Below are 11,766 nucleotides of genomic sequence, written 5' to 3' on the forward strand. Positions count from 1 at the left end.
AGGGATGGCTTTAACTGAAAAAATAGTTCAATTAAAAAATGAAATCAGCAAAGTGATTGTTGGAAAGGATATGGAGGTAGAATTAATGGCCATATCTTTATTATTTAATGGGCATATTTTGCTTGAAAGTGTGCCCGGGACTGGTAAAACATTGCTTGCTAAGAGTTTCGCTACTGCAATTGGCGGGGAATTTTCACGAATTCAATTTACCCCGGATGTTTTACCGAGTGATGTAACTGGGATTCAATTTTTTAATCCGAAGGTGCAAGAGTTTGAATTGCGACCTGGCCCAATAAAGGCAAATATCGTATTAGCCGATGAAATAAATCGGGCAACACCAAGAACGCAGTCCAGTTTATTAGAAGTAATGGAAGAGAGACAAGTAACAATCGACGGTGAAACGGTTCCATTACCGGAACCCTTCATGGTCATTGCTACACAAAATCCAGTCGAATCACAACAAGGAACATTTGCATTGCCAGTGGCGCAAATGGATCGGTTCTTTATCAAAATAAAAATTGGTTACCCTGTCTATGAAGATGAAAAAAGAATCATGCACATTCATCGGGGCGATAAGGAAATTATCGCTATTGAACAAGTTTTTTCAAATGAAGAAATAGAAGAATTAAAGGATTCCATCAAAAATATCCATTTATCAAGTGAAATGGAGGATTATTTGCTTAAAATTATTCGAAAAACGAGAGAGAATAATAGTATTGAACTAGGCGTGAGCCCAAGAGGAACTTTAGCCTTAATGAGGGCATCACAGGGAAAAGCATTGTTAAACGGCCGTACATTTGTTACCCCTGAGGATGTGAAACAAGTAGCACCATTTGTGTTAGGTCATCGGATTTACTTGTCCATTGAAGGGTCATTAACCAAAACACCTGAAACTATTATTACGGAAATTCTTGATTCAACTCCTGTTCCAGTTGAAGCGGGGGCTAATGGATGATTTGGAACAAGTATTTAGTGGAAGAACGGAAGATTCAGGGTATAAACGGGGTAGCCATTTTATTAATCTTTGTAAGCCTTTATATGCAGTCAAAATTAGTTTTATATTTAGCAGTCTTTTTTTTAACTGTCAGCATTGCAAATCAGCTTTATTTAAAAAGAGTTGGGGAAGGGGTTTCCATAGATAATATACCCGAAAAAAAACGCCTTTTTATTAATGGAAAGAGCGAATGGACAATAACCATTCAAAACGGCGGGTTTCCCATTTTAAAAGGGGAGTTAAAGGTTTTCTTCGATCACTTTGTTGCACCGGAGAGCAGCCAGATAGAATCCAATCTTTTTATGTATGAAATTTCTGTCCCTTTTTCCATTTACACGAAGAAGACAAAACAAATTAGGATCCCTTTTACGGCGAAAATGAGAGGAATAGCAAAAATCCGCAAGCTTGAAATACATATACCCAGCCTTTTTGGTTTTGGGGAAACCGTCTTGGAATCCAAGTATTTTCTCAAACAGCTGGCCATTGTTTATCCGGAACCATTACCCGTAAAGGGCTTAACTGAGCAAATGTCAATTCTTCAAGGGACAAATGCTGTACCTCAATCACTTTATGAGGACCGTCTCGGACCGGTCGGAACAAGGGATTATGTACCATCAGACAGCTTTAACAAGGTTCATTGGAAAGCCAGTGCTAAAAGCCAAACGTTACAAACTAAAATCTATGAAACCGTTTCGGAAATAGGTTGGAATATGGCCTTAAATGTTTCCAATGGTCATTCCATTACAGGCAGCCTTGAAAAATTACTTAGTAGTATAACGGAGTTTGCCTATTACGCCTATAAAAGGAATATCCCCTATTCTTTATGCATTAACGTTCGAACGGCTGGAAACACCCCTTTCCTATATCTTGCAAAAGGAGGAGGTAAAGAGCATTTGCAAAAGGTTTTAGAAACACTTTCTTCAATTAATCTGCAAAATACTAGCATGCCATATGACCAAATGCTATCGTTCTTTAAAAACCATCTACCGGAACAACCATTCTTTATCCATGCAGGAAATCGGAAGGATACAACGAATAAATTGTTATTTGATATGGGCAAAAGAGGGATCCGATTGTTTGAACTATTTATTGAAGATGAGCAAGGTGTTCTAAGAGGATTGGAAAATCGGAATGAGAGAAGGCTTTTATGATCAATCGTGTAGTGGCTGTTTCTTATCATTTTACGTTGGAATTAATGCTTGGAATGCTTTTAGTATTTTTATACTTTATTAATAAAGAAGAGTTACCTCCATTGTTCTTTTTGTTTCCAATCTGTTTAGGAAGCTTAATCCTTTTTATTATTCTCCTGCATCAATACCAAAATAAAGGAAAATGGATTTATTTTTTAACGGTTTTTCCATTATTGTTAATGGCTGGCTATCAAACAGGCCAGCCTATTTCTTTATGGATGTTTATTGGTGTGTTAATTTTTTGGCGCGGGATTATCTTATATGATGATTTTTCTAGTCGTTCAGACGTTCATATGTTACTCCTGTCATTTTTTATCGGAATGGCTGCTATAATCTACACAGCAATGAGCCACTATATTTATCAAAATCAAATTATCATTCTTCTTATTGTTAAGGTTTTTTTAGTGCTTGCTGCTAATTTTTTTAAGAAATGGAATGCTATTCATGGGGATAAAACGAGGTTTGCATTATATTATATAAAAATTCTCGCCGGGCTTTCTTTAGTAGGGCTTATATTTACTTTTTTACTGAAATATATCCAAAAAGCTTACTTTGGTATTTTACAATTATTCATTTTTGCGTTTAGCAAAATAGCAGAACCTTTGTTAAATATGTTCCAATATCTTTTTAGTTTATATGAAAATAACGAGTATAAACCAAATAGTAAAGGAACCAAAATCGAGCTTGATTCAGGTAAATATCAGGAACAGACATTTGGTATGACTGAAAATATATTGTATCTCATTCTCATATTAGCTTTACTAGGGTTTATTATTTATTTCATTTATAAAAAAAAATTAAAATTACAAACTTTTTCAGGAAATCCCTCAAATAAAGTAGAAGTTTCTGAAGGTGTGTTTTCGGGAAAACTGACATCTTTTCTACGTAAGAAGGAAAAACCGCCAGAGGATAGTATAAGAAAGGAAATATTTGAATTAGAGATATTTGCCCAAAAGCTTCAGTTAGGAAGATTTCCTTTTGAAAACTTACAGGAATGGTTTAATAGAGTGGGCATAAGAGAATTAAATGAAACAATCGAAATCTATGAGAAAGTCCGATATGGGGGGCTTTTATCTTCAATGGATGACCAAAACATGATAAAAAAAGATATTCACCTCATAAAGCAGAAACTGAAAGAAATCCATAAAAATAGGAAGAAAGCATAATAAAGAGCCGAAGCAATATCAGAATATATTACCTGCTTCTGTTATAATATTTAGTGAATGCGCTTTCTAGGGGGAAATATAAATGGAAAAGTATATTTTATCTTTAGACCAAGGAACAACCAGCTCTCGAGCCATTCTTTTTAATAAAAGCGGGGAAATTGTCCATACTGCACAAAAGGAATTTACGCAGCATTTTCCGAAACCAGGCTGGGTTGAGCATAATGCAAATGAAATCTGGGGGTCTATTTTATCAGTCATTGCCGTGGTGCTATCGGAATCGGGCATAAAAGCAGACCAAATTGCAGGGATTGGAATCACTAACCAAAGAGAAACAACCGTAGTTTGGGATAAAGAAACAGGTATTCCAGTGTACAATGCCATTGTTTGGCAGTCAAGACAAACTAGCGAAATTTGTGATGCCCTCAAAGATAAAGGCTATGATTCTTTATTTCGTGAAAAAACAGGATTACTGATTGATGCTTACTTTTCTGGGACAAAAGTGAAATGGATTTTGGATCATGTAGAAGGGGCGCGCGCGAAAGCCGATAAGGGGAAACTATTGTTTGGTACCATTGATACTTGGTTAATATGGAAGCTTTCTGGGGGACGTTCCCATATTACTGATTATTCAAATGCTTCCCGTACATTAATGTTTAATATTCATGAGCTTAAATGGGATGAAGAATTATTAGAAATCCTGGGAGTACCAAAATCAATGCTCCCTGACGTTCGTCCTTCCTCAGAAATATACGCCAACACAATAGATTATCATTTCTTTGGCAAGGAAGTGCCTATTGCTGGTGCTGCTGGCGATCAGCAGGCGGCATTATTCGGTCAGGCATGTTTTGAAAAAGGGATGGCGAAAAATACTTATGGCACTGGGTGCTTTATGCTAATGAATACAGGTGAAAAAGCAGTCCGATCGGAACATGGATTACTTACAACGATTGCTTGGGGTTTCAATGGTAAGATTGAATACGCATTAGAGGGCAGCATCTTCGTAGCAGGTTCAGCAATTCAATGGCTTCGTGACGGCTTAAGAATGTTGAAGGACGCGAGGGACAGTGAAGGATATGCGGAAAAAGTTGAATCTACAGATGGTGTATATGTTGTTCCCGCCTTTGTCGGATTGGGTACACCATACTGGGATAGTGAGGTTCGCGGGGCTGTTTTTGGTTTAACACGCGGAACTTCAAAGGAACATTTCGTACGGGCAACGCTAGAATCACTAGCCTATCAAACAAAAGATGTTTTATCTGCCATGGAGGCCGATTCCCGTATTGACCTGAAAACACTAAGAGTCGATGGCGGGGCAGTCAAAAATAATTTCTTAATGAATTTCCAAAGTGATATTTTAAATGTCCCAGTTGAAAGACCTATTATTAATGAAACAACTGCTTTGGGCGCTGCCTATTTAGCGGGGCTGGCCGTAGGATATTGGAAAAACCAAGAAGAAATTTCAAAGCAATGGGCGATAGAGCGGCAATTTAATGCGACAATGACCGAAGAAACCCGCTCTAAGTTGTATCATGGCTGGAAAAAAGCAGTTAATGCGGCAATCGCTTTTAAATAAAACTCATGGAGACCACAAAAAACCTATCCTTAAAGGTAATGGTTTTTGGGGTCTCTTTTTATTTCACCTTAAAGCCTTGTTGCATATTTAATAATATGGCTCTTTTTAGGGGGGATTTCAAATGAAATTTTCAAACTTATTTCGTAACGGAATTGTTAACAAGCTAAAAAACGACCAATTTGACGTTTTAATTATCGGCGGCGGAATCACAGGTGCTGGTATTGCCTTTGATGCTGCAGTCCGCGGGATGAGTACAGCACTTGTTGAAATGCAGGATTTTGCGGCTGGGACTTCAAGCAGATCGACTAAATTAGTCCATGGCGGACTGCGTTATTTAAAACAGTTCGAAGTGAAAATGGTCGCCGAGGTTGGAAAAGAGAGGGCTATTCTTTTTGAAAATGGACCGCACGTAACAACACCGGAGTGGATGCTGCTTCCAATGCACACAGGAGGAACCTTCGGTAAATTTAGCACTTCAATTGGGTTATGGATATATGACTTTTTGGCCGGTGTAAAGAAATCCGAACGGCGCACAATGCTATCCAAAGAAGAGACGTTAGCAAAGGAACCTCTAGTGAAAAAAGATGGTTTATTAGGAGCGGGCTATTATGTGGAATACCGGACAGATGATGCCCGTTTAACGATTGAAGTCATGAAGGCGGCTGTCGAAAAAGGAGCAATCGCATTAAATTATACTAAAGCCAAAAAACTTATTTACGAAAATGGCAGAGTGGTTGGTATTCTTGCCGAAGATCAGTTAACGGGAGAAAACTATGAGGTGCGTGCGAAAAAAATTGTTAATGCCGCAGGCCCGTGGGTTGATACGATTCGTGAGTTGGACAAATCAAAAAAAGGAAAAACTCTGCAGCTATCAAAAGGGGTCCATTTAGTCATCGACCAATCCCGATTTCCTTTGAAGCAAGCCATTTATTTTGATACTCCAGATAGACGTATGGTTTTTGCAATCCCACGGGACCAAAAAACTTATGTAGGAACAACAGATACCTTCTACAATGAAGATGCTGTCAATCCTACCATGACAGTTAGTGATAGAAATTATATTATTTGTGCAATCAATTATATGTTCCCCGATGTTCTAATTACGGAAAAAGACATTGAGTCCAGCTGGGCAGGGGTTCGACCGCTTATTTACGAAGAAGGGAAAGACCCTTCAGAAATTTCCCGGAAGGATGAAATTTGGGAGTCCCATTCGGGTTTAATTACCATTGCGGGAGGCAAATTAACTGGATATCGAAAAATGGCAGAAACCATTGTTGATTTACTGGCAGAAAAATTTCGAATTGAAGAAAATCGAAGCTTTCCTTCATCACAAACGAAATATTTACCGATTTCAGGCGGTAATGTAGGGGGGACAAAGAAATTTGCTGAATTTGTAAGTAATCAGATTAACAAGGGAGAAGAAGCTGGATTAACTCATAAGGAAGCAGAACAGTTAGCAAAAATGTACGGCTCAAACATAAGTTCTATTTATGAACTTTTAAAAAAGAACAAGGAAGATTTATTGAAATATAAACTCCCAATAGATATTTTTGCCAAATTGGTTTATGCAATTGAGGACGAGATGGCAGCAACACCAATTGATTTTTTTAATCGTAGAAGCAGCGCAATTTTATTTAATATTAGATTAGTCGAAATGTGGAAAAACCAAGTAATTGACTATATGGCAGACAAATTTTCCTGGACAGAAGACCAAAAGAAAAAATATCAAATCTCTTTAGATGATTCATTAAGAAATACCGTTATTCCTGTTGACGAGCAAGAAGAATATCCACATGCAGTAAATGGAAATAAATTATGAGAGCTGTCTAGAAAGACAGCTTTTTATGTCTATTTTATGAAATTTGTAAAAAAAAATAAATTGTCATTTTTTAATGCGCTTACATTTTAGTTTATAAGTTGTCTGTAGTGTTTGAACATGTTATTCTAGCAATTGTATTAATATTTATTAACTATAAATGAGGCTTAAAGCTTACATACTTAAGTTCCTTTTAGGGGAAAATATTACAGGTCTATTTGTAAGAAAAATGACTAAAAGGATTATATTGTAAAGGCTATCATAAGCATCATTTTACTACATTTAAACTAAAAGGAGTTTGATATTAAATGGCAGAAAAACAATTTAAGGTAACAGCAGAAACAGGAATTCATGCAAGACCGGCAACACTTTTAGTGCAAACTGCAAGCAGATTTGATTCAGAAATCAATTTAGAATACAAAGGCAAAACTGTTAATTTAAAATCTATTATGGGCGTTATGTCCTTAGGAATTGGTCAAGGGTCAGACATTAAAATTTCAGCAGAGGGCTCAGACGCTGCAGATGCTCTAAATAGCCTTGAAGAAACATTGAAAAAAGAAGGATTGGCTGAATAATGACTTTTTTAAATGGAATTGCAGCATCAAACGGTATTGCAATTGCAAAAGCATACCGACTGGTTGAACCGGATTTAAATTTTGAGAATAAAACAATTGACGATCCTTCCGCTGAGGTTGAACGATTCCGTCAGGCTATGTCTAAATCTAAGTCTGAACTAGAAGCAATTCGGGACCGGGCAAAGGTAGACCTTGGTGAAGATAAAGCCGCAATCTTTGAAGCGCATTTACTTGTCCTAAGTGATCCTGAGCTTAATGCACCAATCGAGGATAAAATTCAGTCTGAAAAAGTAAATGCAGAGTCTGCTCTTAAAGAAACGGCAGATATGTTCGTTACGATGTTTGAACAAATGGATAATGAATACATGAAGGAACGTGCTGCTGATATCCGGGACGTAACAAAACGTGTATTGGCGCATTTACTAGGTGTTCAATTGGTGAATCCGAGCATGATTGCCGAAGAAGTAATCATTGTCGCAGAAGATTTAACACCGTCTGATACAGCACAATTGAATCGACAATTTGTCAAAGGTTTTACAACTAATATTGGCGGCCGTACATCCCATTCCGCGATTATGGCTCGGTCGATGGAAATTCCTGCTGTTGTTGGTACAAAAACTGCTACTGAGGAAATTAATAATGGCGACTTAGTTATTGTCGATGGACTCAAAGGGGAAGTACATATTAACCCAACACCTGAGCTTGTTGCTGAATACCGAAAAACACATGAGGATTATGAAGTTCAAAAAGCGGAATGGGCCAAACTTGTCAATGAGCCGACCGTTTCTGCTGATGACCAGCACGTTGAACTCGCTGCAAATATCGGAACTCCAAATGATTTAAAAGGAGTAATTGAAAATGGCGGCGAAGGTGTAGGATTATACAGAACCGAATTCCTTTACATGGGCAGGGAGCAGCTTCCAACAGAGGAAGAGCAGTTTGAAGCGTATAAAGCTGTTTTAGAAGGTATGGCAGGAAAACCTGTGGTTGTTCGAACCTTAGATATCGGCGGGGATAAAGAACTGCCTTATTTAGAGTTACCAAAGGAAATGAATCCTTTCTTAGGCTTCCGTGCGATTCGTTTATGTTTGGAGGAACAAGGGATTTTCCGTACCCAGCTTCGAGCTCTTTTAAGAGCAAGCAGCTTTGGAAACCTGAAGATTATGTTCCCAATGATTGCTACATTGGATGAATTCCGTGAAGCAAAGGCAATTCTTGAAGATGAGAAACAAAAGCTTCTTTCTGAAGGTCAAAAAGTAGCAGATAAGATTGAGCTTGGGATTATGGTAGAGATTCCATCTACTGCAGTACTAGCTGATCAATTTGCAAAGGAAGTTGACTTCTTCAGTATCGGAACAAACGATTTAATTCAATATACGATGGCTGCAGACCGCATGAACCAACGGGTTTCATACCTATATCAGCCCTATAGCCCATCAATTTTACGTTTAGTAAAAATGGTCATTGATGCAGCGCATGCTGAAGGAAAATGGGCAGGTATGTGCGGCGAAATGGCAGGCGACGAAACAGCAATACCTGTTCTATTAGGCCTTGGTCTTGATGAATTCTCAATGAGTGCAACCTCCATATTAAAGGCTCGCTCTCTCATTAAGAATTTAAAGAAAACTGACATGGAAAAGCTTGCAAGTGAAGTTTTAAACATGCAAACAACCAGTCAGGTAATTGATGCTGTAAATGCGGCAACAAAATAATAAACACAAAAAAAACCGACTTTAAATAGTCGGTTTTTTTGGTTATGTTAAAGGGCATTTTTGATTTTTACACTGTTGATTGGAGCGGAAGGCGCGAAGATTAACAGACCCTTTTTTGTGTAAATTTTACTACTCTTTTATTCATATTATTATGTCGATTTTGTGAAATATTTGGTATAATAATAGTCAGAAAGGCCTGAATTACATAAGTAAATAACTAAAAAGTGCAAATGCTAAAAAGTGAGGAATTAGTGGAGGTGAAAGGAATTATGGAACAAAAACCTGTACATTATGATGGCAGTTCTCTAACAAGTCAGGCAGCAAATGAGTCAGTGGTAAATGAACCATTCCTAATGACTGATGAAATGAGAAAAAGCATTGGTCGCAATCCTTATTCACTAGATACAAACGAATAATAAAAGAGTAGTAAAAGGATTTGTCAAAGTGGCAAATCCTTTTTGTTTATTTTAGGGCTTTTTGACTAAAACTAAAATGTCATATATCTGCAAAAAGAAAGGTGATTAAAATGGCACAGGTTTTATACATTACAGCCCATCCTCATAATGAAACAATGTCGTATAGTATGGCAGTAGGAAAAGCATTTATTGAGAGCTACAAGCAGGTTAATCCAAACGATGAGGTTATTCATTTAGATCTATACAATGAAAACATCCCTCATATTGATGCGGATGTATTTAGTGGATGGGGAAAGCTTCGCTCGGGCCAAGCGTTTGATGAGCTGACAGCTGAAGAAAAGTCGAAGGTAGGACGTCTTGGTGAGTTAAGTGAACAGTTTGTGGCAGCTGATAAATATGTGTTTGTCACACCATTATGGAACTTTTCTTTTCCTCCTGTCATGAAAGCCTATTTGGATTCTGTTGCCGTTGCCGGTAAAACCTTTAAATATACTGAAAATGGTCCAATTGGTTTGCTGACAGATAAAAAAGCCTTGCATATACAAGCACGTGGTGGATTTTATTCTGAGGGGCCAGCAGCCCAAATGGAAATGGGACACCGTTATATTAGTGTGATGATGAGCTTTTTTGGGGTTCCAACCCTTGAGGGGCTTTTTGTCGAAGGTCATAATGCGATGCCTGATAAAGCCCAAGAAATCAAAGAAAATGCAATAGCACGCGCAAAAGATTTTGCACATACCTTTTAAAATGAGGCAGATTATCTGCCTCTTAATTTTTTTGTCAAATTTCATTACCAACTTTTTCTACTTAATTTTTGTATAATAGAAATAGAATTTGAAGAAGGAGATGGACGAGAAAATGGAATTGAACTTAAATGGTAAAACAGCGCTAATCGCAGCATCAAGTCAGGGATTAGGGTTTGCAATTGCGGAGCGGCTTGTAAGAGAAGGGGCCAATGTGATGATTTCCGGCCGGGAAGATGAAAAACTAAAACAAAAAGCTTATGAACTAGAATCTATTGGAACTGGAAAAGTCGCCTATCAAAAAGCTGATATTACTAAACCTGCTGACCTTAAGCAGCTTGTATCAGTAACCGCAGAAACCTTTGGCGGAATAAATATACTTGTAAATAATGCTGGCGGACCTCCAGCTGGTTCTTTTGAGGAATTAACCGATGAAGCATGGCAAGCAGCATTTGAATTAAATCTGTTATCCTATGTGAGAATGATCCGCGAAGTTTTACCATATTTAAAACAACAGGGAGGGAAAATTCTTAATATTGCTTCCTCTTCGATAAAGGAACCAATACCAGGATTAATACTTTCAAACACTTTTAGGACAGGGATTATTGGACTTTCAAAAACGCTTGCATCTGAGCTTGCTCCCTATGATATTCTTATTAACACAATTGCGCCCGGCCGAATTGCGACTGACCGTGTAAAGCACCTTGACCAAGTAAACGCAGACAAGCTGGGATTGGACCGGGAAACCGTTGAATTACAGGTTAAAGCGGGGATTCCTTTGAAAAGATATGGAACACCTGAAGAATTTGCCAATGTGGCTGCCTTCCTGCTGTCAGACGCAAATTCCTATATGACAGGCAGTTCATTTATTGTCGACGGCGGCATGATAAAAGCAATTTAACAGAAGAAGATTAGTTTCCTTAATTAACCTTTCTTTACGTTTATTACCACTTATTTTTGGTTATGGTAAAAATATAAAGGAGTGTTACAGATGCGCAGGAATTCTCGAAGGTTAGTCGTTTTGGTTATAGGAATTTTTTGTTCATTTCTACTAAGCGGTTGTGGAATTTTATTTTCTAATGAACTAATCGTCAATCGTTATGCGGATGCGCTGCTAACGAAAAATAATGAACTACAATTTCGTTTCAGGATTAACAATGAAATCCTTGAAGCTCACCAATTATATAAGGTAAAAGTAACCATTCACGATGACAAATTAGCTGCTGCAATCGGAAAAAGGGAAATCATCTATGGTGAAGACCAAGTACTAAATGGAGAATATTTAGAAGTAAAAGGCAAAAGTGAAAAATATATTTTTATGGATCCCATACCATTACAACAGGATTTACATATTGAAGAACTTAAAAATATGATTGAACAAAATAACGCCGTTTCAATTGAGGTATTCAACGATAAGGAAGTATTTGGCAGGGTTTACTTGACAAATTTTTCATCAGAATTGTAAAAGAATAATGAGTTTTTTTCAATTTATTGGACAACATTAATATGTGCATAAATTTGGAGATGGAGCACAAAGGACCGGAACGACTGAGACGTTTCGGCCTTTTTTTGTAAATTCCC

The 11,766-nt window shown here is 37.5% G+C and carries 11 protein-coding genes; all 11 read left to right on the plus strand.

The genetic code is table 11. The features are described from left to right. The first annotated feature begins 4 nt into the window (after positions 1-4). The 11 genes from LC455_RS25285 (at position 5) to LC455_RS25335 (ending at position 11,650) form a co-directional block, all read left to right on the plus strand. Positions 5-955, plus strand: a complete 951-nt coding sequence (locus LC455_RS25285; protein WP_223595148.1) for an AAA family ATPase — start codon at positions 5-7, stop codon at positions 953-955. Continuing rightward, entirely contained in the window at positions 952-2,145 is a 1,194-nt protein-coding gene (locus LC455_RS25290) for a DUF58 domain-containing protein (RefSeq protein ID WP_223595149.1), read from the plus strand. Before LC455_RS25285 ends, LC455_RS25290 begins: the two co-directional genes overlap by 4 nt. A gap of 11 nt (positions 2,146-2,156) precedes the next feature. Continuing rightward, positions 2,157-3,350 (plus strand): hypothetical protein, encoded by a 1,194-nt coding sequence (locus LC455_RS25295; RefSeq protein WP_223595150.1) that lies wholly within the window; start codon positions 2,157-2,159, stop codon positions 3,348-3,350. 82 nt (positions 3,351-3,432) lie between these two features. Next, positions 3,433-4,923: a glycerol kinase GlpK gene (gene glpK, locus LC455_RS25300; RefSeq protein ID WP_223595151.1), complete on the plus strand. Its 1,491-nt coding sequence runs from the start codon at positions 3,433-3,435 to the stop codon at positions 4,921-4,923. A gap of 121 nt (positions 4,924-5,044) precedes the next feature. After that, positions 5,045-6,742 (plus strand): glycerol-3-phosphate dehydrogenase/oxidase, encoded by a 1,698-nt coding sequence (locus LC455_RS25305; protein ID WP_223595152.1) that lies wholly within the window; start codon positions 5,045-5,047, stop codon positions 6,740-6,742. 305 nt (positions 6,743-7,047) lie between these two features. Continuing rightward, positions 7,048-7,314, plus strand: coding sequence for a phosphocarrier protein HPr (locus LC455_RS25310; RefSeq protein ID WP_223595154.1), 267 nt, complete (start codon positions 7,048-7,050; stop codon positions 7,312-7,314). Continuing rightward, the gene (gene ptsP, locus LC455_RS25315) at positions 7,314-9,026 is read left to right on the plus strand and encodes a phosphoenolpyruvate--protein phosphotransferase (RefSeq protein WP_223595156.1); all 1,713 of its coding nucleotides are present in this window, start codon (positions 7,314-7,316) and stop codon (positions 9,024-9,026) included. Before LC455_RS25310 ends, ptsP begins: the two co-directional genes overlap by 1 nt. A gap of 269 nt (positions 9,027-9,295) precedes the next feature. After that, positions 9,296-9,442 carry a hypothetical protein gene (locus LC455_RS25320; RefSeq protein ID WP_223595158.1) on the plus strand — a complete coding sequence of 49 codons (147 nt, stop codon included), beginning with the start codon at positions 9,296-9,298 and terminating at the stop codon, positions 9,440-9,442. A 110-nt stretch (positions 9,443-9,552) separates the two neighbouring features. Next, positions 9,553-10,188 (plus strand): FMN-dependent NADH-azoreductase, encoded by a 636-nt coding sequence (locus LC455_RS25325; protein ID WP_223595160.1) that lies wholly within the window; start codon positions 9,553-9,555, stop codon positions 10,186-10,188. A gap of 112 nt (positions 10,189-10,300) precedes the next feature. After that, on the plus strand, positions 10,301-11,086 hold the full coding sequence (locus tag LC455_RS25330) for an SDR family oxidoreductase (protein ID WP_223595161.1): 786 nt from the start codon (positions 10,301-10,303) through the stop codon (positions 11,084-11,086). A gap of 90 nt (positions 11,087-11,176) precedes the next feature. Next, positions 11,177-11,650, plus strand: coding sequence for a hypothetical protein (locus LC455_RS25335; protein WP_223595163.1), 474 nt, complete (start codon positions 11,177-11,179; stop codon positions 11,648-11,650). The last annotated feature ends 116 nt before the right edge of the window (positions 11,651-11,766 follow it).

The organism is Neobacillus bataviensis, from assembly GCF_019969725.1.

Bases quoted from the DNA above. Each gene is read 5' to 3' on its own strand.
- LC455_RS25320 (WP_223595158.1), top strand. From the start codon at position 9,296: ATGGAACAAAAACCTGTACATTATGATGGCAGTTCTCTAACAAGTCAG.
- LC455_RS25310 (WP_223595154.1), top strand. From the start codon at position 7,048: ATGGCAGAAAAACAATTTAAGGTAACAGCAGAAACAGGAATTCATGCA.
- LC455_RS25335 (WP_223595163.1), top strand. From the start codon at position 11,177: ATGCGCAGGAATTCTCGAAGGTTAGTCGTTTTGGTTATAGGAATTTTT.
- glpK (WP_223595151.1), top strand. From the start codon at position 3,433: ATGGAAAAGTATATTTTATCTTTAGACCAAGGAACAACCAGCTCTCGA.
- LC455_RS25325 (WP_223595160.1), top strand. From the start codon at position 9,553: ATGGCACAGGTTTTATACATTACAGCCCATCCTCATAATGAAACAATG.
- LC455_RS25290 (WP_223595149.1), top strand. From the start codon at position 952: ATGATTTGGAACAAGTATTTAGTGGAAGAACGGAAGATTCAGGGTATA.
- LC455_RS25285 (WP_223595148.1), top strand. From the start codon at position 5: ATGGCTTTAACTGAAAAAATAGTTCAATTAAAAAATGAAATCAGCAAA.
- LC455_RS25305 (WP_223595152.1), top strand. From the start codon at position 5,045: ATGAAATTTTCAAACTTATTTCGTAACGGAATTGTTAACAAGCTAAAA.
- ptsP (WP_223595156.1), top strand. From the start codon at position 7,314: ATGACTTTTTTAAATGGAATTGCAGCATCAAACGGTATTGCAATTGCA.
- LC455_RS25330 (WP_223595161.1), top strand. From the start codon at position 10,301: ATGGAATTGAACTTAAATGGTAAAACAGCGCTAATCGCAGCATCAAGT.